At 59.4% G+C, this 23,070-nt stretch carries 22 protein-coding genes; 14 read left to right on the top strand and 8 right to left on the bottom strand.

Translation table 11 applies throughout. The annotated features are described in order from the left end of the window. Window positions 1–20: 20 nt before the first annotated feature. Window positions 21–239, bottom strand: coding sequence for a DUF2842 domain-containing protein (locus tag ACQKKX_RS12435; protein ID WP_427571005.1), 219 nt, complete (start codon window positions 237–239; stop codon window positions 21–23). 160 nt (window positions 240–399) lie between these two features. Here ACQKKX_RS12435 and ACQKKX_RS12430 point away from each other — a divergent pair, with 160 nt between their 5' ends. Continuing rightward, complete coding sequence (locus ACQKKX_RS12430; protein WP_427571004.1) at window positions 400–1,482, top strand: COX15/CtaA family protein; 1,083 nt, start codon at window positions 400–402, stop codon at window positions 1,480–1,482. An 89-nt stretch (window positions 1,483–1,571) separates the two neighbouring features. Here ACQKKX_RS12430 and argC read toward each other — a convergent pair whose 3' ends face one another. The 4 genes from argC to rplM all read right to left on the bottom strand — a co-directional run bounded on the left by argC (window position 1,572) and on the right by rplM (window position 4,174). Continuing rightward, window positions 1,572–2,504, bottom strand: coding sequence for an N-acetyl-gamma-glutamyl-phosphate reductase (gene argC, locus ACQKKX_RS12425; protein ID WP_427571003.1), 933 nt, complete (start codon window positions 2,502–2,504; stop codon window positions 1,572–1,574). A 237-nt stretch (window positions 2,505–2,741) separates the two neighbouring features. Continuing rightward, complete coding sequence (locus tag ACQKKX_RS12420; RefSeq protein WP_427571002.1) at window positions 2,742–3,092, bottom strand: antibiotic biosynthesis monooxygenase family protein; 351 nt, start codon at window positions 3,090–3,092, stop codon at window positions 2,742–2,744. Window positions 3,093–3,236: 144 nt separating this feature from the next. Further along, window positions 3,237–3,707, bottom strand: coding sequence for a 30S ribosomal protein S9 (gene rpsI, locus ACQKKX_RS12415; RefSeq protein WP_427571001.1), 471 nt, complete (start codon window positions 3,705–3,707; stop codon window positions 3,237–3,239). 2 nt (window positions 3,708–3,709) lie between these two features. Continuing rightward, on the bottom strand, window positions 3,710–4,174 hold the full coding sequence (gene rplM, locus ACQKKX_RS12410) for a 50S ribosomal protein L13 (RefSeq protein ID WP_112728417.1): 465 nt from the start codon (window positions 4,172–4,174) through the stop codon (window positions 3,710–3,712). A 313-nt stretch (window positions 4,175–4,487) separates the two neighbouring features. Here rplM and ACQKKX_RS12405 point away from each other — a divergent pair, with 313 nt between their 5' ends. The 3 genes from ACQKKX_RS12405 to ACQKKX_RS12395 all read left to right on the top strand — a co-directional run bounded on the left by ACQKKX_RS12405 (window position 4,488) and on the right by ACQKKX_RS12395 (window position 7,188). Then, on the top strand, window positions 4,488–4,916 hold the full coding sequence (locus ACQKKX_RS12405; protein ID WP_427571000.1) for a CoA-binding protein: 429 nt from the start codon (window positions 4,488–4,490) through the stop codon (window positions 4,914–4,916). Window positions 4,917–5,105: 189 nt separating this feature from the next. Beyond that, window positions 5,106–5,642: a glyoxalase superfamily protein gene (locus ACQKKX_RS12400; protein WP_427570999.1), complete on the top strand. Its 537-nt coding sequence runs from the start codon at window positions 5,106–5,108 to the stop codon at window positions 5,640–5,642. 259 nt (window positions 5,643–5,901) lie between these two features. Continuing rightward, the gene (locus ACQKKX_RS12395) at window positions 5,902–7,188 is read left to right on the top strand and encodes an O-acetylhomoserine aminocarboxypropyltransferase (protein WP_427570998.1); all 1,287 of its coding nucleotides are present in this window, start codon (window positions 5,902–5,904) and stop codon (window positions 7,186–7,188) included. A 133-nt stretch (window positions 7,189–7,321) separates the two neighbouring features. On the opposite strand, the gene ACQKKX_RS12390 is transcribed toward ACQKKX_RS12395, so the two are convergent. Beyond that, entirely contained in the window at window positions 7,322–8,446 is a 1,125-nt protein-coding gene (locus ACQKKX_RS12390) for an acyltransferase family protein (protein WP_427570997.1), read from the bottom strand. Between the two features lie 236 nt (window positions 8,447–8,682). After that, entirely contained in the window at window positions 8,683–9,978 is a 1,296-nt protein-coding gene (locus ACQKKX_RS12385; protein ID WP_427570996.1) for a hypothetical protein, read from the bottom strand. 626 nt (window positions 9,979–10,604) lie between these two features. Between ACQKKX_RS12385 and ACQKKX_RS12380 the strand changes: the two genes are divergently transcribed. The 5 genes from ACQKKX_RS12380 (at window position 10,605) to ACQKKX_RS12360 (ending at window position 15,150) form a co-directional block, all read left to right on the top strand. Beyond that, on the top strand, window positions 10,605–11,783 hold the full coding sequence (locus ACQKKX_RS12380; protein WP_427570995.1) for an MBOAT family O-acyltransferase: 1,179 nt from the start codon (window positions 10,605–10,607) through the stop codon (window positions 11,781–11,783). Further along, window positions 11,758–13,200 (top strand): hypothetical protein, encoded by a 1,443-nt coding sequence (locus tag ACQKKX_RS12375; RefSeq protein WP_427570994.1) that lies wholly within the window; start codon window positions 11,758–11,760, stop codon window positions 13,198–13,200. Before ACQKKX_RS12380 ends, ACQKKX_RS12375 begins: the two co-directional genes overlap by 26 nt. 103 nt (window positions 13,201–13,303) lie before the next feature. Beyond that, window positions 13,304–14,224: a cation diffusion facilitator family transporter gene (locus ACQKKX_RS12370; protein WP_427570993.1), complete on the top strand. Its 921-nt coding sequence runs from the start codon at window positions 13,304–13,306 to the stop codon at window positions 14,222–14,224. A gap of 136 nt (window positions 14,225–14,360) precedes the next feature. Beyond that, window positions 14,361–14,768, top strand: a complete 408-nt coding sequence (locus tag ACQKKX_RS12365) for a response regulator (protein ID WP_427570992.1) — start codon at window positions 14,361–14,363, stop codon at window positions 14,766–14,768. A gap of 136 nt (window positions 14,769–14,904) precedes the next feature. Further along, on the top strand, window positions 14,905–15,150 hold the full coding sequence (locus ACQKKX_RS12360; RefSeq protein WP_427570991.1) for a hypothetical protein: 246 nt from the start codon (window positions 14,905–14,907) through the stop codon (window positions 15,148–15,150). Window positions 15,151–15,165: 15 nt separating this feature from the next. Here the strand turns inward: ACQKKX_RS12360 and ggt are convergent, their stop codons facing one another. Further along, window positions 15,166–16,938 carry a gamma-glutamyltransferase gene (gene ggt, locus ACQKKX_RS12355; RefSeq protein ID WP_427570990.1) on the bottom strand — a complete coding sequence of 591 codons (1,773 nt, stop codon included), beginning with the start codon at window positions 16,936–16,938 and terminating at the stop codon, window positions 15,166–15,168. Window positions 16,939–17,274: 336 nt separating this feature from the next. Between ggt and clpP the strand changes: the two genes are divergently transcribed. The 5 genes from clpP (at window position 17,275) to hupB (ending at window position 22,885) form a co-directional block, all read left to right on the top strand. Beyond that, window positions 17,275–17,907 (top strand): ATP-dependent Clp endopeptidase proteolytic subunit ClpP, encoded by a 633-nt coding sequence (gene clpP, locus ACQKKX_RS12350; protein WP_427570989.1) that lies wholly within the window; start codon window positions 17,275–17,277, stop codon window positions 17,905–17,907. Between the two features lie 292 nt (window positions 17,908–18,199). Beyond that, complete coding sequence (clpX, locus tag ACQKKX_RS12345) at window positions 18,200–19,477, top strand: ATP-dependent Clp protease ATP-binding subunit ClpX (protein WP_427570988.1); 1,278 nt, start codon at window positions 18,200–18,202, stop codon at window positions 19,475–19,477. A gap of 405 nt (window positions 19,478–19,882) precedes the next feature. After that, complete coding sequence (lon, locus tag ACQKKX_RS12340; RefSeq protein ID WP_427570987.1) at window positions 19,883–22,303, top strand: endopeptidase La; 2,421 nt, start codon at window positions 19,883–19,885, stop codon at window positions 22,301–22,303. A 145-nt stretch (window positions 22,304–22,448) separates the two neighbouring features. Further along, complete coding sequence (locus ACQKKX_RS12335; protein ID WP_427570986.1) at window positions 22,449–22,610, top strand: hypothetical protein; 162 nt, start codon at window positions 22,449–22,451, stop codon at window positions 22,608–22,610. Next, complete coding sequence (hupB, locus tag ACQKKX_RS12330) at window positions 22,607–22,885, top strand: DNA-binding protein HupB (RefSeq protein ID WP_427570985.1); 279 nt, start codon at window positions 22,607–22,609, stop codon at window positions 22,883–22,885. Before ACQKKX_RS12335 ends, hupB begins: the two co-directional genes overlap by 4 nt. The last annotated feature ends 185 nt before the right edge of the window (window positions 22,886–23,070 follow it).

Genomic DNA, 23,070 nt, shown 5'->3' with positions numbered 1-23,070 from the left:
AAGGCGGCGTCAGCCGATGGTCATCGGTTACGTGGCGGTATAGACCCCGCCATCCATTTGATGATCGCCATGGCCGGCAGGATCCACAACAGCCCGGAGAGCAGGAAATACAGGAAATGTACCCACCACGGCGAGGTCGCGAGAAGCAGCGAGGCGACCGTGGTGGCGACCAGCGCGTATATAATCACGAGGAGGATGATGAGGATCGTGCCGATGAAGCTCCTCAAACGCGAATGCATGTCGCCGATCCTCCTCCAGGCTCTCCGATCCGAACCCTGTCCGGCCGCGACCCCATGCCGCAAAGCCCGAGGACTTGTTTTGCACCGGGGCATGGGGCAAAGCAACGTGCAATCGGCGCGGAATGACGCGCATGGCTATCATCAGCAGGGACGGACCGAAATGTCGGTGATCGATACCGCAACAACAGATTTTTCCGCAGACCGGGCAAGACTGGCGACAAACCGCCGGGTCATCCGGCTTTGGCTCGGTCTCGTCATCGTCACGCTTTTCTGTCTGGTGCTTGTGGGCGGCGCCACGCGGTTAACCGATTCCGGCCTGTCGATCACCGAGTGGAAGCCCATTCACGGCGTCATTCCACCACTCAATGCGGCCGAATGGCAGGAAGAATTTGAGCTTTACCAGCGCATTCCGCAATATGAGCAGCTCAACAGCCATATGACGGTCGAGGATTTCAAGTCGATCTTCTGGTGGGAATGGGCGCATCGCTTTCTGGCTCGCACCATCGGTCTGATCTTTGCTCTGCCGCTGGCATTCTTCTGGCTGAGCGGGCGCATCGAACGGCAGATCCGCTGGCCGCTGGTCGGTACGCTGGCACTGGGCGGCTTTCAGGGGTTCATCGGCTGGTGGATGGTATCGTCCGGTCTGACCAAGCTCACCAGTGTATCGCAATATCGGCTTGCGACCCATCTTGTCATTGCCTGTCTGATCTTTTCCGCCTGCATCTGGATCATGCGCGGCCTGGCGCCGCAACGCAACGATGCGCCGCCGACCCGCTATTCCGGCTGGGCAGCCGGCGGCATCGCCTTTCTGGCGGTGTTTCAGATCTATCTCGGGGCACTGGTCGCCGGTCTCGATGCCGGTCTGAGCTTCAATACATGGCCGCTGATGGACGGCGCCTATATTCCGGCGGATCTCTTCCTTCGCGATCCGTGGTGGATCAACCTGTTCGAAAACCACAAGACCGTGCAGTTCATCCACCGTTGCGGCGCCTACCTGCTCCTTGCCGCAACGCTGGCACACATGCTGGTGACGCTGACGAAAGTACCGTCCAGCGTCCATGCCCGCCGCGCGATCATCCTCTTCGCGCTGGTCTGCTTGCAGGCGGCGATCGGCATTGCGACGCTCCTGGCGCAGGTGCCGCTCGATCTGGCACTGGCCCATCAGGGTGGTGCTCTGGTCGTGCTGGGTTATGCGGTTGCGCACTGGCGGGGATATGTCGGGGAATATCCTATAAGCGAATAGTTTGTCGCGACTAGAGAATAGCGAGTGGGAAATCGTTTTTCGGCCTCGACAAAGGGCGGAGCCGCAACCACGCTATCGCTATTCCGCCATCACGCCGAGAGCATCAGATCCATGTTCTGGACGGCAGCACCCGATGCGCCCTTGCCGAGATTGTCGAGCAGCGCCACCAGGTTGACATGAGTGCCGCCCGGCGTGCCGAATACGAAGAGCTTCATGCGGTCGGTATTGACCAGTTCCTCCGCATCGATGCGGGGCAGCTTGGCGCTTTCTTCCAACGACACGACCGATACGATGTCCTGACCGGCATAATGCTCGACCAGCACATTGTGGATGCCTTCGATCGTCGCGCCGTCCTTGAGGTCGTCAAGAAACAGCGGAACCTGCACGATCATGCCCTGCGCAAAACGTCCGACCGAAGGCGAGAAGAGGGGGGCGCGGTCGAGAAGGCCATGGGTCTGCATTTCCGGCACGTGCTTGTGCCTGAGCGCCAGGCCATAGAGGAAATTATTGGCGGAGATCGCGTCTTCGCGTGACTGATCTTCCATCTGGCCGATCAGCTGCTTGCCGCCGCCGGTATAGCCGGAAATCGCGTTGACCGAGACCGGGTAGCCGTCAGGCAGCAGGCCGGCGGCGCGCAGCGGCCGCAGCAGCGAAACCGCGCCTGTCGGATAGCAGCCCGGATTGGAGACGTGGCTTGCAGAGCGAATCCTGTCCGCCTGACCCTTGTCCAGCTCTGCGAAACCATAGGCCCAGTCGGGCGCGACGCGGTAGGCGGTCGAGGTGTCGATGATACGCACGTTGTTGTTGCCGGCCAGCATCGACACGGCTTCTTTCGAGGCGTCGTCGGGCAGGCACAGGATGGCGATGTCGGCGCTGTTGAGCAGATCCTCGCGCATCGCCGCGTTGCGGCGCTCGGCTTCGGGAATGGACAGAAGCTCGACGTCGCGGCGGCCGGCCATGCGGGTGCGGATCTGCAGTCCCGTGGTGCCGTGTTCGCCATCGATGAAGATCTTTGCTGCCATTGTCGTTATCCTGTGATTTCAGTGGTTTGCGGATCGGGCCGACAGCGGTGCCGCAGCCTGTTCATGTGCAAATTCAACGTGAGCCGAGACACTCCGTCCTCGGCCGAGCATATACATGGCAACAGGTGCAACGGCAATGGCGGGCGTCTGGGAACATAGAAGGTGGCGAAGGCAGCAGCATCGACGCTCCTGACGACTTGCTGCGGCAGCGCGCATGATTCCATGCCAAAACGGCCTTCAACCAGGGCAGTCGAAACCATAGGCGCGGTCAACCCGGGCAATACGGACCCGGTAATGCGCATACCAGCGTTCCCGCCCAAGCTCTTGCGCGGCGGCGTGCGAGACGACGGCCTTCCAGGCACGAATACTGTCTTCGTTGCGCCAGTACGAGTTGGTGATGCCGAAACCATCATCGCCGCGCGCGCTTTCTATGCCGAGGAAGCCGGGCTGCCGGCTCGCAAGTTCCACCATTGCGTCCGCCATGTTGCCATAGCCGTCGTCCCTGTCGGTGCGACAGGAGGAAAAGGCGACGACGTAGTAGGGCGGCTCTGGTAGGTGAGCGAAAGGAGAGGGGGAGGACGATGACATCGGTTAATCCCGTTCGGATCGGTTCGTACAAATGTTTACGCATGTCCGCTGATACGCAAATGCCAAACTTTGGTCGATGCCGCCAAACGAAAAAAGGCGGGGCCGAAGCTCCGCCTTTCCAAAAGTCCGTAATTCCTGAAACGATTAACGCTTCGAGAACTGGAACGAACGGCGGGCCTTGGCCTTACCGTATTTCTTACGCTCGACGACGCGGCTGTCGCGGGTCAGGAAACCACCCTTCTTCAGGACCGAGCGCAGGCCCGGTTCGAAGTAGGTGAGAGCCTTGGAGACGCCGTGACGAACAGCACCGGCCTGACCGGACAGACCACCACCGGCAACGGTGGCGATAATGTCGAACTGACCCGTACGCGCTGCTGCGACCAGCGGCTGCTGCAGGATCATCTGCAGAACCGGACGGGCGAAGTAGGTCGTGAAGTCACGGCCGTTGATGATGATCTTGCCGGAGCCAGCCTTGACCCATACGCGGGCGATGGCGTTCTTGCGCTTGCCGGTGGCGTAGGAGCGGCCCTGTGCATCGACCTTGCGGACGTGAACCGGTGCAGCTGCCTGACCTTCCGCCGAAGCGAGGTCCTTCAGGGAGGAGAGATCGGCCATTATCAGGCGCTCCTTACGTTCTTGCTGTTCAGCGAAGCCACGTCGAGAGCGACCGGCTGCTGTGCTTCATGAGGATGGTTCGAGCCGGCGTAGACGCGCAGGTTCTTGAGCTGGCGACGGCCGAGCGGGCCACGCGGGATCATGCGCTCGATAGCCTTCTCGAGAACGCGCTCCGGGAAGCGGCCTTCGATGATGGCGCGTGCGGTGCGCTCCTTGATGCCGCCCGGGTGACCGGTGTGCCAGTAGTACTTCTTGTCCGAATACTTCTTGCCGGTGAAGACGCACTTTTCCGCGTTGATGATGATGACATTGTCACCGTCGTCGACGTGCGGGGTGTAGGTGGCCTTATGCTTGCCGCGAAGGCGCATGGCAACGAGGGTGGCGAGGCGACCGACAACGAGCCCTTCGGCGTCGATGATGATCCACTTCTTCTCCACCTCTGCAGGCTTCTGAACGAAGGTCGACATGATGTCACTCTTTCTTTTGAACCCGTGACCGCGGATAAAACCGTCGGATGGGCGTTTCTTGTTGCTTGGTTTGGTGGCTTTCGGCACCAAAAAGAAAGCGGGCCACGAGGGTCCGTATTTCTGCTGCGGCTTATAAGGGTACGGTTGCAGAGCGTCAAGGTGACGACATTTGCACGGCGGAAAATTACACACGCAAAAACAATGACTTATTGATGTGGTATTTTGAGACCACACAAAAGACTAAGCAGAAGAGGTGGTTTCGATGCTGATGTCGCCGCATATAACTTTGAGGATAATCAAAGGAGAGCCTGTGATGAACCACGACAGCTATGACCCCGCCTATATCTCCAGCATCCTGAAGGACACGAAAACCATCGCTCTGCTCGGGGCCTCGCCCAATCCGGACAGGCCCAGCAACCGGGTCATGGCCTTCCTCCTGTCCAAGGGCTACCGGGTGTTTCCGGTCAATCCGGGGCAGGCGGGCAAGCAGATCCTCGGCCAGACCGTTTACGCCAAGCTCGAGGATGTGCCGCAGCCGGTCGATCTCATCGATGTTTTTCGCGCGGCCGAGTATCTGGATGGCGTGGTGGACGAGGCGATCGCGCTCGACACGAAACCCAAGGCTATCTGGGGCCAGCTTTTGGTGCGCGACGACAAGGCGGCGGCGAAGGCCGAAGCTGCCGGCATCAAGGTCGTCATGGATCGCTGCCCGGCCATCGAATATCCGCGCCTAGACTTTTGATCTTATCTCTGGCGCATCTCCCGCCTTCGCGCTAGTCTCGGTGCCAAGGCCGGAGGCGGCCTGCAGTCCGCGGTTTGATAAACCATGGCGAACGCCTCCAGACACCGATCCTGAACGTTTCCCGTCAGGCGAAGGCGTTGGCAATGCGGGCACCGACGACATCTTCGCCGTCTGACGAAGGAACGGATCATGCGCGATTATCGCGATGCAAAGGCTATGGCTAAAACCCTGCGGGAAGAACTGGCCACCCGCGACCTCTCCATTACCCATTCGGAAGCGCTGGAACTCGTTGCCCGACAGTTCGGACTGGCGAACTGGAATATCCTGAGCGCAAGGATAGAACCGCAGACAGGCGATGGTTCGATCGTCTTCGAGCGGACCATGCCGATCGTGCGCATTTTCGATGTTGCTAAGGCGCATGAATTCTACCTCGGTTTTCTCGGGTTTTCAGTCGACTGGGAACATCGCTACGGCGACAATTTTCCGCTCTATACGCAGGTTTCGCGAGGCGGCCTGCAACTGCACCTGTCCGAACATGCCGGCGACGCCACGCCGGGCGGCACAACGGTGGTTTACATGAAGGGCGCGCGTGCGTTCCAGAAAGAGTTGATCGAAAAGAAATACCGCTACATGAAGCCGGGTCTGGAGGAGGTGGACGGTCGGTTGGAAGTGACGGTGATCGATCCGTTCAACAACCACATCCGCTTCATGGAAATCGTCGCTTAACGACACGCAACGCGCGTGCCGCAGGCGGAGCATCCGCTACAGCACGCGCGTTGCGGCGCGACCTGGCGATCCCACCAACTGATAACGTCGCAATGCCGCCGCTTCACGTTTTTTCCCACAAGGCACCGCGGGGAAATGATATGCCTTGAATACCGGCAGCTAGGGCGTTTTTCTGTGTATCCAGGCGCCTGCGGCTTGGTAAACCGGCGCGAAAATGGGACGAGGCGAGTACAGGCCCCAACCGAGCAAGGACGATGACATGCCGACACGCGATCCCGGATTTTCGACGCTTGCCGTTCATGCCGGCGCCGCACCTGATCCGACCACCGGCGCACGCGCCACACCGATCTACCAGACGACCTCCTTCGTCTTTCAGGACAGCGACCACGCAGCAGCGCTTTTCGGTCTGCAGCAATTCGGCAATATTTATACCCGCATCATGAACCCCACCCAGGGGGTACTGGAAGAACGTGTCGCAGCACTGGAAGGCGGCACGGCGGCGCTGGCGGTGGCCTCAGGCCATGCGGCGCAGATGCTGGTCTTTCACACGATCATGCAGCCGGGCGACAATTTCATTGCGGCCAAGCGGCTTTACGGCGGCTCGATCAACCAGTTCGGCCACGCCTTCAAGAACTTTAACTGGCACGTGCGGTGGGGCGACGTCTTTGATCCGCAAACGTTCGAAAGCCAGATCGACGACCGTACCAAAGGCATCTTCATCGAAAGCCTTGCCAACCCCAACGGCACATTCGTCGATATCGCTGCGATTGCCGACATTGCGCGCCGCCACGATCTGCCGCTGATCGTCGACAACACGATGGCCAGCCCCTATCTCGTGCGCCCGCTCGAGCACGGCGCCGATATCGTCATCCATTCGCTGACCAAATTCCTGGGCGGTCACGGCAATTCCATGGGGGGCATCATCGTCGACGGCGGCACGTTCGACTGGTCGCAATCGGGCAAATATCCGATGCTGTCGGAACCGCGCCCGGAATATGCCGGCATCGTGCTGCATCAGACCTTCGGCAATATCGCCTTCGCAATCGCAGCGCGTGTTCTCGGCCTGCGCGATCTTGGTCCTGCGCTCTCGCCATTCAATGCCTTCCTCATCCTCACCGGCATCGAAACCCTGCCGCTTCGCATGCAGAAACACAGCGACAACGCGGCTGCGGTCGCTGTGTGGCTGAAGGGTGAGGAAAAGGTCAGCTGGGTCAGCTACGCCGGTCTTGCCGACGATCCGAACAACGAATTGCAGAAACGCTATTCGCCCAAGGGCGCCGGCTCGGTCTTCACCTTCGGCCTCAAGGGCGGTTACGAGGCGGGCAAGACGCTGGTGGAGAACCTGAGATTGTTTTCGCATCTCGCCAATATCGGCGACACCCGCTCGTTGGTCATCCACCCGGCCTCGACCACGCATCGCCAGCTTTCGCAAGACCAGCAGGCGGCAGCCGGTGCCGGGCCGGACGTGGTGCGTCTCTCCATCGGCATCGAGGATGCGGCCGACATCATTGCCGACCTGCGGCAGGCTTTGGCGAAAGTGGGGTGAGATAAGCCAACCATCTGGCGTGCGGGGCCGGTCAATGGGGCAGGCTTTGTTCGCGTGACCGAACCCGGCTTCGCTGTCCGCACCGGGCCTTAGCCATGCCTCGCAGGGACATCGCCATTGCCGATAAGGTCGATTACGATCTTGCCCGCGACGGCGCCGATCGCGCTTTCGATGGCGAAGTCGCTGCACGTCCGAGGCGTATGAAGGGTTTTTCGACGGCGTAATGCAAGACGACGGCAACGCAGTAAGACGTCATCATCGCGATCAAGATTGCCGCATGGGGACCATATCCCGTTCCAATCAGGACATACATGATGGCATATCCCATCAGGGCATGGACCACGTAAAGCGGGTAGCTGATATCGGCCAGATGGGAGAGAACGGGTCCCGCCCTGATGTGTGACCTGCATACATATCCCGTGGCGAATACCAGCATTGCCAACAGATAGCCGGCAGGCCATTGCCAGTGATAGACGCTGCGATCGGAAAACAGCCAGACTGTCCCCATCAGCGCGGCGATGGCCACATGAATGCGACAGAACTGCGGGACGGTGACCTGGGCCCTGAAAAGCGCGTGATAGGCAAGGCCTAGGATGAGCAGCATGCTGGCCCAAAGTTGGAAGCCTGTGCCGCCGACGAGATTGTAGTGACCGGTCCGCAGAAGGTGCGTGGACACAATCGACAGCAGCGCGATGAAGACCGTCGCCACGTAGAATGCCTTGGGACCGCTTCGAAACAGCCAGAACCCCCCGATGGCCATGGCAACGTAAAACCACAGTTCGACCTCAAGCGTCCAGCTTATGCCGTCGATGCGGCTATAGCCCAGCAGTCCTCGGCTGATGATCCCGAAATGCGAAGCGAGATGGCCGAGCGAATAGTCAAACGGTGTTCCGTAGGATCGCGTCAGCAGCCAGATCGATAATGCGACCGCCGAAAATCCAGCAATATAGACGGGAAAGATGCGGAAAACGCGCCGGAGAACAAAGTTATGGCCGTTTCCCGAGGTCATCGAAAAGGGAATGACGAAACCACTGATGATAAAGAACACGCCCACGCCGAACTGGCTGAGGACAATGCCAAAACGCCCCGCGATGGCCGCGATGCCGCTGACCTCCGGAACGAGCGGCAAGGACGGCACCAGGAGGAGAGCCGCAATCGCCGGATGATGCTGGAAAAACGTGCCGCAGTAGTGCGCGATCATCACCGACAAGGCGGCAACGCCTCGTAGCGCGTGAGCGAACTCGACCTTGTTGGCCATGGTGTATCCCTCGTGGTTCGGCGACGTGCCGAGCCCAGCTTCTGCGGTGATGACAGCGTTGAGCCTTCTGATACGCCGGATCGTGCTTTGCAGGCAACCCGGCGTTATTCCGAACGTTTGTCGCCATGCAAACACGGTTGGTTTGCGGGCAGGCTATTCTAGAGTCCCGGCAATCCGGCCGGGACGAAGGAGCCCCGGAGCGCCTTCGTCTCGGACACCGGTCTGCCAACCTGATCTCAGGATTCGGTAGGAGCCGGCTGCGGCGCGGAGGAACCCGGACGGTCCAGAGCCCGTGGACGGAGAGAATAGCGGGGCCTGAACGAGACAAACCCCAGTAGAAGCCAGGCAAGCGCACCGGCACTCGGCACGTATAATATGTCCCAGGTCAGTGCCATCGGACCGAATGCCAGCGCGACGGCGCTGACGAGATAGAACCCTTGCGCGGTTCGCCATGGTCTGTTGCGAATGCCGTCGAGGGCAACCATGGCCAGCAATGCTGCCAGGGGCAGGCCGAACACTATGCCGCCCTTCCAGAAAATCGTCAGGTAATAGACGTGGGTCGAAGAATTCGCAGACTGAAAGTCACTCCGCTCCTTGGTGCTGAAGCGCCCATAACCGCTGAAGCCGTTGCCGATAACCGGCGATGCGATAAGTTCCTCCAGGCCTGCCTTGATGAGATCGACGCGTCCGGTGGTGATATCCACCTTTTCGGGCGGCGCCTCATCGCCCTGCAGGATTACCGAAGCGCTCTTGTAGATGCGCAGTTCGGTGGTCGGAACACGCATCAGTGTCCCGCCGACGCCGATGGCGATTGCAAGTAACACCAGTAGCGAACGTAACGCCTGACCGCGGAAAAAGGCGGCTGCCGCGGCGGTCGCCGCGAGCCAGAGAATGCACAGTTGCGCAAATCGGGAATCGCTACCCATGACCATGAAGACGGATCCGGTCAATCCGGCAAAGACCAAAAGGGTGATCCACGTCGCGTTTCTGCGGTAGAGAGCCGCGGCGAGGATGAACATCTGCAGACAGAAGAGATAGGCCAGGCTGAGGACGCCAAAGCTGGCGAACACGGGCAGGCCAAACCAGTAGGCGTTGAGGACCGCAAAGCCCTGCCATCCGATATAGGCGCGGACAGGCTCACCGTTCAGCAGCAGCCGCACGACTACCGGCACAACGAAGACGGCTGAGAAGAGTGCAAACCAGAAACACAGGTCCCTTACACGCAGGCCCCTATGCCGCATCCACCTGCCAAGAAACAGGAAACTCGGGGCAATAAGTGCTAGCGTCAGCCCGAAGAAAGATCGAACGACATTGGATGGATCGATATAGTGTGCCACGAGCACGGACGTCACGCCGCCCAAGCCTGCGGCGCAGAACGCCATACTGTATCTGTTTGGCAATTCGCTGAAGAGCGCGAAAGCGACGAGGGGAGCAAGCACAAAGGCCGGATTGATCTCGTATTCGAGAACGGAAAATACGACTAGCGGCAGCGATAAAGCCATCGCGACGAGCGGGGGAACAACGGCCTTCATTTCATTTCGCCCGTCAACGGCATCTTGCCTTGTCTCAAATCCATCATGCTCTCAAGATCCTGATTTTGAAAAGACGGTGTTTTAAGCCGGCAGCGGACTGCGCACAACGACTTTTACCAATCGGGCGCGCCTTCCACATGCTTGAGCAATTCAAGCGCATCGCCACCTATGCGCCTGGGATCACTAAACCGAAAATAGAAATGAGATGCAGGGGCCTGCGTCCGGTTCTGGTGGAGACATGTGTCGACATCGTCCGTCCCGGATAGTCGGCGCCATTATGCTCGTCCGGGAACCGGCTTTCCATCTGGCAACCTGAGAGGGCATGTGGTACTTCCTCAGATTGAACCGGCTGGGGAGTCGCAATGCTTTTCTTTGAGATAAATTTTTTCGTCAAATTTCTATTGCCTGTAATCTGTGGCGCATTCGTTTTAAAGAAGTTCGGATTCTCTCGGCATCTGCCGTGGTTGTCAGCAGGGGCGTCGCTTTATTTTCTCTATGATTTCAGTGCCATCAGCGCTGTTATTGCTGTTTTGTCGCTCAGTATAAATTATCTGGTTGCCAGGCAGTTGCTCGTCCGCCGGAATGTATACATATTCGCGACGGCAATTGCTGCCAATTTGGCGGTTTTGGCATACTTCAAATACTCCATCCTGTTCGAGCGGACCTTTTTCAGCGAGAAGGATCTCTCCTTTACGTGGCGCATTGCGCTGCCGCTCGGCATCAGCTTTTACACATTCCAGCAGATCGCTTTCCTGTCCGATATCTATCGATCGAAGATCAAGGAAATCGACGTCAAGACCTATGCGATCTTCAAGCTGTTTTTTCCGCAATTCGTCGCCGGTCCGATCGTTCACTACAACCGCGTTGCTGCCAGCTATAAGAGGTGGCCGACATTCAATGCTCGATCAGTCAAATTCGGCTTGATCATCCTCAGCATTGGTCTTTGCAAGAAGCTTTTCGGCGATCATTTCGCCGTCATGGCCAATGCCGCATTCGACAATCCATCCGATCTGACAATGGTCGAAGCCTGGATCGGCATGTTGTCCTTCTCCTTCCAGATCTATTTCGACTTTGCCGGCTATAGTGACATGGCGGTAGGATTGGCGAGGATGTTCGGCGTCAGCCTGCCTTTCAATTTCAACTCGCCCTATAAATCGGCTTCTGTTAGCGAATTCTGGCGGCGCTGGCATATCACGCTATCCAGCTGGCTGCGGGATTACCTCTACATCGCGCTGGGCGGTAACAGAAAGGGACGTGTGCGCACGTCCGTGAACCTGTTTCTGACGATGGCGATCGGCGGCCTCTGGCACGGCGCATCCTGGACATTCCTCGGATGGGGCGCGCTTCATGGGGGTGCGCTCGTCCTGATGAGAAAGGTCCGGGCACCAACTATCCCGCGCTGGATCAAGGTCGGCGGTGTTTTCACTTTCGTGACGTTCGTGTGGGTCCTGTTCCGGGCGCAAAGTTTCGATGGAGCTGTCGCGTTCTATGCCGCGCTCTTCAACGTGAACGCTGTTGGCATGGGTGAGGAACTCGCGCGGGCCCTGTTGTCCGTCGTGCCCTTCACGAATTACGAAAATGTCGGCCAGACGCGGCCGCTGGGCGAAATCGCGTCGTTGCTGCTAGCGATGGTCATCTGCTTTTCCATGCCGAATTCGCAGCAAATCTCGCTCTGGCTGGTGGCTCGACGGGTAGACGTGGCACGCCTTGCCGAACTCCCCGTGCTTGTCGCGATCACCGTCCTGCTCTCCCTGGCATTCATCTCTCCGGATACAAGAAATGCGTTCATCTATTTCGAGTTCTAAGCTGAGCCGTTGGGCCACGGTTGCGGTCGTCTCCGCAGCAATTATTTGCGCCGCTACTTGGGTTGTCCGGGTGCAGCAGGGTTATGCCGTAAGGGGCGAACTGACAGAGGGATGGCTGACGGATGTCGCGCGCGTACGGGAGGCGATATACGCCGCCCAGCCTGCGGATAAGAAGACCATCTGGATCGTTGGCGGTTCGAACGCGCTTTTCGGCATCAATAGCGCGCTGCTGTCGGAGCTTACCGGCTACAACGTTCGCAACTATGCCCTGCATGCCAGCTTTCACAGCAATATACTTTATTCACAGATCCGGTCCAAGGTAAAGCCAGGAGACATCGTCGTATCCAGCAGAGAATTCTCGGTCATCGACCTCGAATTCGGCAGCAAGTTCGACTATTCGAACTTCCTGGGTCATTTCTCCCAATTCGCGGATCTGTCCCTGGTCGATACGATGGACCTGTTCATGAAAATTCCGCTGACGCGCTGGTGGGATGGTCTGGCCGCCTACTCTTCGACAGCGCCCGGAACGCTTCCCTATGGCGCTCGCAAGCCTGTTGCAGCCCTGCTGCAAGAGCGTGAACAGGGTTACGGGCAGTCGTATTTCTATACGCACGCCGCTTTGACCGCTGCCGGCGATATCAATATCGATACACCGATGGCGCGGGCCGCGTGGGTCGATCAGCCGGTCACATTCGTTCCCGATGCCATCGCGGCTGAAGGAATAGCAGACCTGCAAGCGTGGCGTGCGCGTTTCGAAGCTAGGGGTGCCAAGTTTTTCAGCATCATGCCCGCCGTGATAGAAAACAGCAGCAGGCAAATGATCCAGCCGGGTTTGTGGCAGCAGATCGATACGCAGCGCAGGCAGATGGACGAAGCCAGGGTTCCACTCCATTGCGATCCGCTTGCCTCGACCTTCAGTGCGATTTATCGTCTCGATACGCCCTATCATCTCAACGCCGGCGGCGCCCGGCTGAGAACGTTGGGCCTTGCCGATTGTCTTCGCCAGGAAATTGGCGGCCAGAACACGGTCATGAAGCCTTTCCAACCTCAGGCAATGGCAAACGCCGTCGCACAGAGACTGGAAAAGCAACGCGAGAATTTCGGCGAAGGTGATTTGCCCTATCAACGCGATCTCCGGGCGCTGAAACTGCTGGCCGAAGCGCTCCAGCGCCGGTATTTGCCGGGGACTTATCCGCCCACACAGCCGGTAGAAGCCCTGGCGACGACACTGGCGGTCGGACCCGTTCCGGCGGGGTTGGCCTATTTTTCGGACGGAACGCATTTCGGGTTGTACGGTTACTCAAAAAATCAGGCGAACTGCACGGTTATCGCCGCCAACTGGCCGGCCTTGATCTTGCCGGAAGCGACGACCGAAGGGGACTTGACCCGCTGTTACGCCTTCGGCTACCGCAATTAGGAGCCGGGCTTTCCGGTAAAGCGCGGGGTTGACCTGGCTTATTTTGCCGAGCAAAGCAGAGCAGGGAGACGGAGCCGAAGCTCCGCTCCAACGGAGAATCGACGTGAGCGAACAGGCGCTGCTTCGGCTGTCAATTGCCGTCACGGTCGCGCTTGCGGCATTCGGCATCACGGTCGGCCTCATCTCCGGCTCGTTTGCCATCGTCTTCGACGGGTTCTATTCGCTCACCGATGCGTTCATGACGCTTCTGGCTCTGCTGGTGTCGAGACTGATCGTCACATCGGCGCAGCCGACGGCGAAAGGCAAGTTGATCGATCGGTTCAGCGTAGGCTTCTGGCATCTGGAACCGATGGTGCTGGGCCTCAACGGCACGCTGCTGATGGGGGCGGCGATCTATGCCTTCATCAGCGCGGTCGAGAGCCTGACCTCCGGTGGACGGCCGATCGATTTCGGGCCCGCGGTCATCTTCACCGTCGTTACGGTCACGGTATCACTCGGTATGTGGATATTCAGCCGTCGCGCCAACGGCAGCCTGAATTCCAGTTTCGTCGCGCTCGACACGCAGGCATGGTTGATGACGGCGGCGCTGGCCTCCGCGCTGTTGGTTGCTTTCGGCATCGGTCATGCGATCGAGGCAACGCCCTATGCCTGGGCGACGCCCTATATCGACCCGGGTGCTCTGGCGATCATTTGCCTCATTATCGCGCCGGTGCCGCTTGCCCATGTGCGCCAGGCGGTGGCGGATATCCTTCTGGTGACACCGGTCGAGTTGAAGAACCATGTCGATGCCGTGGCTGCGGAAATCGTCGACCGCTACGGCTTTCTGTCATACCGCGCCTATGTCGCGCGGGTCGGCCGCGGCAAGCAGATCGAACTCTTCTTCATCGCCCCGTCCGAATGGCCGGCCCGCCATCTATCGGAATGGGATGCGATCCGAGACGAAATCGGCGAGGCGATCGGCGACGAGGGGCCGGACCGGTGGCTCACCATCGTCTTTACCAGTGATCCCGAATGGGCCGATTGAAGCGCATGGTTGCCAAAGCGCTAACCGACTCATTAGGAATGTATTAACCACGTTTCATAATGGCACAGTCCGTGCCGCAAACATTTCCCATGCATGTGCGTTCATGGTTCGACCTTCAACAAAGGGGAGACCGGACATGAACACGAACCGTCACACGGTATTGGTGGTCGAGGACGAAGCGCTCATCCGATTTGCGGTGGCCGACGCTCTCGAAGATGCAGGTTATCAGGTGCTCGAAGCGGCAAGCGTGCTGGAGGCGGTCGGCCAGCTCGGGCTCAACGAGGATATCGATCTTGTCGTGACCGATGTCGACATGCCGGGCGCTCTCAACGGTCTCGATCTGGCCCGCATGATCAGCGAATGCGCCCCACATATCGGCGTTATCGTATCGTCAGGCCGTGGCCGCGATGATATGACCGATTTGCCGCAGACCGTCCGGTGCCTACCTAAACCCTGCACGGCGGCGATGATGCTTTCCATGGTTGCCGATATGCTTAAGCGTAGGGCGCTCGTCGGCGACGAAAGCTTTCGGCGCATCGCCTGAACGCGTTCCCGGCGATCGTCTTCGAAGGTTGGCGCGCCGTCCGGGAATGCCGGTCGCGCAGGCCGGACGGGCGTCTCTGGTCAGCGGCACGCGGTTGCCCTAAATGCTGCCGCGTTGCAACGGATTGGGGCCGTCCATGAAAAAGATAGTAAGCCTGCTTGTCGCCATCATCGTCGCGGTCACCGTCACCTTTGGCACGCGCTGGTATGCCTATATCCACAATACCGAAAGCCCCTATGACGAAATCGGCATCGAGCTCCATAGCCGCATGCCCATGCCGATCCGCAAATGGGGCTGCGACAAGCTGCATGCGACCTTTGCCAATGCCATTCCGCCCTACGGATGCCAGAAGCCGGAGGACATGGGCCGCAGTTGGCTGTGAGATCCGCGCCCGGCCTCACTCGCCGACCGCTACGCCCTCCCGTCGCGGATCGGCGCTGCCGGTCAGGCCGTCCCCGGTGATCTCGATCGCGTGCAGGCCGGAAGTCATCTCGCCGGCCTTCACCTCGTAACCCATGGCCTTCAGCGGTTCTGCGAACCGTTCTGCTGCGGTGCCGGCCTCGATATCATAGGTGCCGAAACGGTTAATGAGGTGCGGCTGTGAAACGATCTGCTCAACCGGCATGCCCCAGTCGATATAGGCGATCAGCGCCTGTGCCACGTAACCGATGATCTGGCTGCCGCCAGGCGAGCCGATGGCGAGCAGCGGCTTGCCGTCCTTCATGACGATGGTCGGCGCCATCGACGAGCGCGGCCGTTTACCCGGTTCGACGCGGTTGGCGATCGGCAGGCCATGGTCATGCGTCTTGAAGGAAAAGTCGGTCAGTTCGTTGTTAAGCAGGAAGCCGTTGGTCATCAGCCGCGAGCCGAACCCGTTTTCGATCGTTGTTGTCATCGACAGCACGTTACCCTGGCGGTCGACAATGACGAAATGGCTGGTGGAGGGCATTTCAAGGGCTGCGTCCCTACCGAACAGCAGCGCGTGATCCCATTCCGGCTCGCCTGCCTTCACGGCCTCCTTGGTCAGTGCCTTGTCGGTGTCGAGCAGTTTGGCACGCTCGCCCAGATAGGTCTTTTCGGTAAGGCCGCGGATCGGCAGCGGCACGAAATCGGTGTCGGCAAGATAGCGTTCTCGATCGGCGAAGGCGAGGCGCTGCGCATCACCGAGGAGCCGCCAGCTTTGGACATTGCCCGGACCGAAACCCTTTATGTCGAAATTTTCCAGCATGCCCAGCATTTGGGCGATGGCCACGCCGCCGGAGGAGGGCGGCGCCATGCCGCAAATATCAAGAGCTCGATACGCGAGGCACACCGGCTCGCGTTCCCTGACGCCGTAGTTTTCAAGATCGGCAAGCGACAGCACGCCGGGGTTGCCGGCTGCGTTACGCACTGTCCTGACGATCGCTTCGGCAATAGGACCGCGGTAAAAGGCGTCCGCGCCGCCCGTGGCGATGGCGGACAGCGTTTCGGCGTAGGCCGGGTTTTTCAGCACATGCCCCGCTTTAAGCGGTGCGCCGGCCGGATCGAAGAAATAGCTCCGCGTTCCCTCGTATGTCTTCAAAGCATCGCCCTCTGCGGCGATCAACCCCGCCAGACGCGGCGAGACGACAAAGCCGTCCCGCGCGAGCTTTTCCGCAGACACAAACAGACTTGCCCATTGGGCCGTGCCGAAACGCTTATGGACATCTTCCATGAGCCGCACCACACCCGGCGTACCGACCGAACGGCCGCCGACCACGGCATTCATGAATTTCAGCGGCTGGCCCTGTTCGTCGAGAAATAGTTTCGGCGTCGCCTGCATGGGCGCCTTTTCGCGGCCATCGAATGTGGTAAGCTTTTTCGACGTGGCATCGTAGTAGACGAGAAATGCGCCCCCGCCGAGACCTGAGCTTTGCGGTTCGACGAGCCCCAGCACGGTCTGCACCGCGACCATCGCATCGATGGCATTGCCGCCGTCCGCGATCACTTTGCGCCCAGCCTCCGCGGCCAGCGGGTTGGCGGCGGCAACCATGAAGCTTTTCGCTTCGACGCGTTTGCTGGCGCTCGTTGCCGTGGCGCGCTCGGGGGCAATCTGGTCCGAAGCCTGCTGTGCCGCCGCGCCGGAAAACAATCCGCTGCCGAATACGGCGGCGGCAATGACGATCCTGCCGAATTTTGTACTGTTGCGCATGTCCGTTCTCCCTCCATTCCTCTGAACGGATGTGGATCACCGCAAGGCGACGGCAATGGTTTCGTCTCATATCGATAACGGCGCCGATCGCGGCTAACGATCTTCATGACGGCTTTACCATGTCGGCCTGAATGTCTGTGGGCGGCAGGGGTGGTGCAGCCGGTGCCCTTCACACGGCCTGCAAAACGGCGCACCGGGGTCCGGATATCCCACGGGGTTAAGGATATCCGCCCTTCACGACTTGAAGTGCGGCCTGTCCACACTCTATGTAGGGGGCTGACATATTCCACCGATTCCCGGCCTGCCGCAGGCGGGGACCACATGTGAAGGACTGACATGAGAAATCCCGTCGATACCGCCATGGCTCTGGTGCCGATGGTCGTGGAACAGACCAACCGCGGTGAACGCTCCTACGATATCTACTCGCGCCTGCTAAAAGAGCGCATTATCTTCCTGACCGGCCCGGTGGAAGATCACATGGCGTCGCTGGTCTGCGCGCAGCTGCTTTTCCTCGAGGCGGAAAACCCCAAGAAGGAAATCGCGCTCTATATCAATTCGCCGGGTGGCGTCGTTACCGCCGGCATGTCGATCTACGACACGATGCAGTTCATCAAGCCGGCCGTCTCGACGCTGTGCATCGGCCAGGCCGCATCCATGGGCTCGCTTCTCCTGTGCGCCGGCGAAAAGGGCATGCGTTTCGCCATGCCGAATTCGCGCATCATGGTGCACCAGCCGTCGGGCGGTTTCCAGGGTCAGGCCTCGGATATCGAGCGTCATGCTCGCGACATATTGAAGATGAAGAAGCGCCTCAACGATGTCTACGTGAAGCACACGGGCCGCACTTACGAAGAAGTTGAAAAGACCCTCGACCGTGACCATTTCATGGATGCCGACGAGGCGCAGGCCTGGGGCGTTGTCGACAAGATCCTGACATCGCGTCAGGAAATCGAAGGCGCGCCGGCAGCCTGAGAGGCTTCCTTCCTGGCCGGGCCTCACCCCGTTGTGACCGAAAAAGGGGCTGTGAACTGGTCAGGAATAAACTAATAGTCCATATTAAGGCTGTGTTGTAATCTTATGACATAGCATTCGGTCTGGAAGGGGTTTCGTTGCCACCGGTCCAGGACGGTCGTCCGGTCCGGTAGAGTACCCTTAAGGCAAAGCGGGCAGTGGCCTTCGTGACGAAGGCCTGCCGGCTGGCGGTAAAAGTTGTCCGCCCCCGCGTCTGTTCAAAGGCGGGGCGGCGTGCTGGAAGGAAAGTGATATGAGCAAGGTCAGCGGCGGCAACGGCGGCGACTCCAAGAATACCCTATATTGCTCCTTCTGCGGGAAGAGCCAGCACGAGGTCCGCAAGCTGATTGCCGGACCGACCGTATTCATCTGCGATGAATGCGTCGAACTGTGCATGGACATCATCCGCGAGGAGAACAAGAGTTCGCTGAACAAGTCCCGCGAAGGCGTTCCCACGCCCCAGGACATCATCGAGGTTCTCGACGAATACGTCATCGGCCAGAAACAGGCGAAAAAGATCCTGTCGGTAGCGGTGCACAACCACTACAAGCGTCTCGCGCACGCCTCGAAGAACAACGAGATCGAGCTGGCGAAGTCGAACATCATGCTCGTTGGTCCGACCGGCTGCGGCAAGACCTATCTTGCCCAGACGCTCGCCCGCATCATCGACGTGCCGTTCACCATGGCGGATGCCACGACCCTCACCGAAGCCGGTTATGTCGGTGAGGATGTTGAAAACATCATTCTGAAGCTGCTTCAGGCTGCGGATTACAATGTCGAGCGCGCCCAGCGCGGCATCGTCTATATCGACGAAGTCGACAAGATTTCCCGCAAGTCCGACAATCCTTCGATCACCCGCGACGTGTCGGGCGAGGGCGTGCAGCAGGCGCTTTTGAAGATCATGGAAGGCACGGTTGCATCGGTTCCGCCGCAGGGTGGCCGCAAGCATCCGCAGCAGGAATTCCTGCAGGTCGACACGACGAACATCCTGTTCATCTGCGGCGGTGCCTTTGCCGGTCTCGACAAGATCATTTCGGCGCGTGGCGAGAAGACCTCGATCGGTTTTGGCGCAAGCGTTGCCGCACCGGACGAACGCCGCGTCGGCGAAGTGCTGCGCGAGCTGGAGCCGGAAGATCTGGTCAAGTTCGGCCTCATCCCGGAATTCATCGGTCGTCTGCCGGTACTGGCAACGCTCGAGGATCTCGATGAAGACGCGCTGATCCAGATCCTGTCGGAGCCGAAGAACGCTCTGGTCAAGCAGTACCAGCGGCTGTTCGAGATGGAAGACGTCGAACTGACCTTCCACGAGGATGCGCTGCGCGAGATCGCCCGCAAGGCGATCGTGCGCAAGACGGGTGCCCGCGGCCTTCGCTCGATCATGGAGAAAATCCTGCTCGACACCATGTTCGAGCTGCCGACCCTCGAAGGCGTGCGCGAAGTCGTCATTTCGGACGACGTCGTCAAGGGCAATGCCCGCCCGCTTTATATCTACGCCGATCGTCAGGACGAGAAGGCCAACGTTTCCGCCTGATGGCGTGACGCCGACACTGCGGCGGAGAGGTCATGCCTCTCCGCCGAACCGTTTTGAAAGCCGCGCGTTTTGTCTGGAGTTTGCGTCGCGGCAGATTGCTTCCCACGGTATTCGCCGGCAGGGCAGCAGCCGAAACGAGGCCGCTGGCTGGTTTTCCCGCCGTCACGGTCGACCGAATGGACGCGCCGCCAAACGGCGCCGCCAGCGATCCGTTCGAAGACATGCCCAGATGTTTTCCAGTCTGACGTAAGCATCATATGTCACAGTTCTAATACTGTCGCAGTTTTGTCACGCGTAGGCTGGATGGCTTGAAAAAAGCCTCGTAGGTTACCACTTTGGGCAGGACCAAATGCCTGGAGTTGCTTGCAGGCATGCTCCCGGAAACGGGACGAGAAAGGAAATGACATGACGAATACGACGTCTGATGCACAGGGCCCCGCGACCTACCCGGTCCTGCCGCTGCGCGATATCGTGGTCTTCCCGCATATGATCGTTCCCCTGTTCGTCGGACGTGAGAAATCCATCCGCGCGCTCGAGGAAGTCATGGGCTCCGACAAGCAGATCATGCTTGCAACCCAGATCAATGCCGGCGACGACGATCCGGAATCCTCGGCAATCTACAAGATAGGCACCGTAGCCAATGTCCTGCAGCTCCTGAAGCTGCCCGATGGCACGGTCAAGGTTCTGGTCGAAGGCCGCGCCCGCGCCAAGATCAGCGAATATACCGATCGTGCGGAATTCTACGAAGCCCATGCCGAGACGCTCGACGAACCGCAGGATGATGCGGTCGAAGTCGAAGCGCTGTCGCGCTCCGTGGTTTCGGAGTTCGAAAACTACGTCAAGCTGAACAAGAAGATCTCCCCGGAAGTGGTTGGCGCCGCCAGCCAGATCGAGGACTATTCCAAGCTTGCCGATACGGTTGCCTCGCACCTCTCCATCAAGATCACCGAAAAGCAGGAAATGCTCGAAACGGTGAGCGTCAAGTCGCGCCTTGAAAAGGCGCTTGGCTTCATGGAAGGCGAGATTTCCGTCCTGCAGGTCGAAAAGCGCATCCGCTCGCGCGTCAAGCGCCAGATGGAGAAGACCCAGCGCGAATACTACCTCAACGAACAGATGAAGGCGATCCAGAAGGAGCTCGGCGACGGCGAGGACGGCCGCGACGAGATGGCCGAACTGGAAGAGCGCATCGCCAAGACGAAGCTGTCCAAGGAGGCCCGGGAAAAGGCCGATGGCGAGCTGAAGAAATTGCGCCAGATGAGCCCGATGTCGGCCGAAGCCACCGTCGTGCGCAATTATCTCGACTGGCTCTTGACCATTCCGTGGGGCAAGAAGTCCAAGATCAAGGCCGATCTCAACAATGCCGAACAGATCCTCGAACAGGATCACTTCGGGCTTGAGAAGGTCAAGGAACGCATTGTCGAGTACCTGGCGGTCCAGGCGCGCGCGACGAAGATCAAGGGGCCGATCCTCTGCCTCGTCGGTCCTCCGGGCGTCGGTAAGACGTCGCTCGCCCAGTCGATCGCCAAGGCGACCGGCCGCGAATATGTGCGCATGGCGCTCGGTGGCGTTCGTGACGAGGCCGAAATCCGTGGTCACCGCCGCACCTATATCGGCTCGATGCCCGGCAAGGTCATCCAGTCGATGAAGAAGGCCAAGAAGTCCAACCCGCTTTTCCTGCTCGATGAAATCGACAAGATGGGTTCGGATTTCCGTGGCGATCCGTCGTCTGCTCTGCTCGAAGTACTTGATCCGGCCCAGAACGGCACTTTCATGGATCACTACCTGGAAGTCGAATACGATTTGTCCGACGTGATGTTCATCACCACGGCGAATACGCTGAACATTCCGGGTCCGCTGATGGACCGCATGGAGATCATCCGTATCGCCGGTTACACAGAAGATGAGAAGCGCGAGATCGCCAAGCGTCACCTTCTGCCGAAGGCGATCAAGGAACATGCCCTGCAGCCGAACGAGTTCTCGGTTTCGGACGATGCCCTGATGGCCATCAGCCAGCAATATACCCGCGAAGCCGGTGTTCGCTCCTTCGAGCGCGAGCTGATGAAGCTCGCCCGCAAGGCCGTGACCGAGATCATCAAGGGCAAGACCAAGTCTGTCGCCGTAACGGCGGAGAACATTTCCGACTATCTGGGCGTGCCGCGGTTCCGCCATGGCGAAGCCGAGGGCGAGGATCAGGTCGGTGTCGTGACCGGTCTCGCGTGGACGGAAGTCGGCGGTGAGCTGTTGACGATCGAAGGCGTGATGATGCCGGGCAAGGGTCGCATGACCGTGACCGGCAACCTCAAGGACGTCATGAAGGAATCGATTTCGGCGGCGGCCTCCTATGTCCGCTCGCGCGCCGTCGATTTCGGCATCGAGCCGCCGCGTTTCGACAAGTCGGACATCCACGTCCACGTGCCGGAAGGCGCAACCCCGAAGGACGGCCCGTCGGCCGGCGTCGGCATGGCCACGGCGATCGTCTCGATCATGACCGGCATCCCGGTTTCCAAGGATGTCGCCATGACCGGTGAAGTGACCCTGCGCGGTCGCGTCCTGCCGATCGGCGGCTTGAAGGAGAAGCTGCTTGCAGCGCTTCGCGGCGGCATCAAGAAGGTGCTGATCCCGGAAGAAAACGCCAAGGACTTGGCCGACATTCCGGACAATGTGAAGAACGGCATGGAAATCATTCCGGTCTCGCGCATGGGCGAAGTCATCAAGCATGCACTCATTCGCCAGCCCGAACCGATCGAATGGGACGGCTCGATTGAGACCCCGGTGATCGCGACCGTTGAGGGTTCCGACGAATCGAGCACCACGGTTGCCCATTAAGGCGGCTTTCCGCAGGTCGTTCGCGACCTGCGGGATTATTGCGGGCCAAGTATTTGCGTCGCCAAAAAGCCTTATTTTCCGGGCGTTCCAGCAATACTAGGTATTTATTCCCTGTTTTAATTGGACGCTTCGATCTTTTCCGAAAATGGCCGGCTTTTTGCCGGCCTTTTTTGTGAAAAATGATCCCGCCCCCCTTGTTTTTCAGGCGTTTCCAGAGCTTTTGGGTGCGCAGGGGACGCTCAAAATCATTGTCGCCCCGGAGCTGAACTTGATACGTTTCAAACCATTGAAAGGGGTGGAAACATGAACAAGACCGAATTGGTTACCGCCGTTGCCGAAAAGGCTGGTCTGTCGAAGTCCGACGCCGCATCCGCAGTCGACGCTGTTTTCGACACGGTCCAGGCCGAACTGCAGAAGGGCGGCGACATCCGTCTCGCCGGTTTCGGCAGCTTCTCCGTTTCGCACCGCGAAGCCTCCAAGGGCCGCAACCCGTCGACGGGCGCGGAAGTTGACATCCCGGCGCGCAACGTGCCGAAGTTCTCGGCCGGCAAGGGCCTGAAGGACGCTGTCAACAACAAGTAATTGTCGGACGGGGCAGTCTGCTGCCACAGTCTTGAAACCCCGGAGCATCTCCGGGGTTTTTTGTTGATCGGGCCGCGGGTGTTGCCGTGCCACGCGGCCGTTGCTTTGACCTGACGGGGAACAGGCCGAAGTCATGCCCGGGCCATGTCATGCGCATGTCATGTCAGGCCCCTAGGTGAAGCGCC

The sequence above is a fragment of the Neorhizobium sp. NPDC001467 genome (assembly GCF_050275975.1).
GTDB lineage: Bacteria > Pseudomonadota > Alphaproteobacteria > Rhizobiales > Rhizobiaceae > Neorhizobium.
This window is presented reverse-complemented; position numbering and strand designations above follow the sequence as displayed.

Excerpts from the sequence above, each read along its gene's own strand:
- hupB (WP_427570985.1), top strand. The coding sequence starts at position 22,607 with ATGAACAAGACCGAATTGGTTACCGCCGTTGCCGAAAAGGCTGGTCTG.
- lon (WP_427570987.1), top strand. The coding sequence starts at position 19,883 with ATGACGAATACGACGTCTGATGCACAGGGCCCCGCGACCTACCCGGTC.
- ACQKKX_RS12365 (WP_427570992.1), top strand. The coding sequence starts at position 14,361 with ATGAACACGAACCGTCACACGGTATTGGTGGTCGAGGACGAAGCGCTC.
- argC (WP_427571003.1), bottom strand. The coding sequence starts at position 2,504 with ATGGCAGCAAAGATCTTCATCGATGGCGAACACGGCACCACGGGACTG.
- ACQKKX_RS12360 (WP_427570991.1), top strand. The coding sequence starts at position 14,905 with ATGAAAAAGATAGTAAGCCTGCTTGTCGCCATCATCGTCGCGGTCACC.
- ACQKKX_RS12400 (WP_427570999.1), top strand. The coding sequence starts at position 5,106 with ATGCGCGATTATCGCGATGCAAAGGCTATGGCTAAAACCCTGCGGGAA.
- ACQKKX_RS12405 (WP_427571000.1), top strand. The coding sequence starts at position 4,488 with ATGAACCACGACAGCTATGACCCCGCCTATATCTCCAGCATCCTGAAG.
- ACQKKX_RS12420 (WP_427571002.1), bottom strand. The coding sequence starts at position 3,092 with ATGTCATCGTCCTCCCCCTCTCCTTTCGCTCACCTACCAGAGCCGCCC.
- clpX (WP_427570988.1), top strand. The coding sequence starts at position 18,200 with ATGAGCAAGGTCAGCGGCGGCAACGGCGGCGACTCCAAGAATACCCTA.
- ACQKKX_RS12430 (WP_427571004.1), top strand. The coding sequence starts at position 400 with ATGTCGGTGATCGATACCGCAACAACAGATTTTTCCGCAGACCGGGCA.
- rplM (WP_112728417.1), bottom strand. The coding sequence starts at position 4,174 with ATGTCGACCTTCGTTCAGAAGCCTGCAGAGGTGGAGAAGAAGTGGATC.
- clpP (WP_427570989.1), top strand. The coding sequence starts at position 17,275 with ATGAGAAATCCCGTCGATACCGCCATGGCTCTGGTGCCGATGGTCGTG.
- ACQKKX_RS12395 (WP_427570998.1), top strand. The coding sequence starts at position 5,902 with ATGCCGACACGCGATCCCGGATTTTCGACGCTTGCCGTTCATGCCGGC.
- ACQKKX_RS12335 (WP_427570986.1), top strand. The coding sequence starts at position 22,449 with ATGGCCGGCTTTTTGCCGGCCTTTTTTGTGAAAAATGATCCCGCCCCC.
- ggt (WP_427570990.1), bottom strand. The coding sequence starts at position 16,938 with ATGCGCAACAGTACAAAATTCGGCAGGATCGTCATTGCCGCCGCCGTA.
- ACQKKX_RS12435 (WP_427571005.1), bottom strand. The coding sequence starts at position 239 with ATGCATTCGCGTTTGAGGAGCTTCATCGGCACGATCCTCATCATCCTC.
- ACQKKX_RS12385 (WP_427570996.1), bottom strand. The coding sequence starts at position 9,978 with ATGAAGGCCGTTGTTCCCCCGCTCGTCGCGATGGCTTTATCGCTGCCG.
- rpsI (WP_427571001.1), bottom strand. The coding sequence starts at position 3,707 with ATGGCCGATCTCTCCTCCCTGAAGGACCTCGCTTCGGCGGAAGGTCAG.
- ACQKKX_RS12390 (WP_427570997.1), bottom strand. The coding sequence starts at position 8,446 with ATGGCCAACAAGGTCGAGTTCGCTCACGCGCTACGAGGCGTTGCCGCC.
- ACQKKX_RS12375 (WP_427570994.1), top strand. The coding sequence starts at position 11,758 with ATGCGTTCATCTATTTCGAGTTCTAAGCTGAGCCGTTGGGCCACGGTT.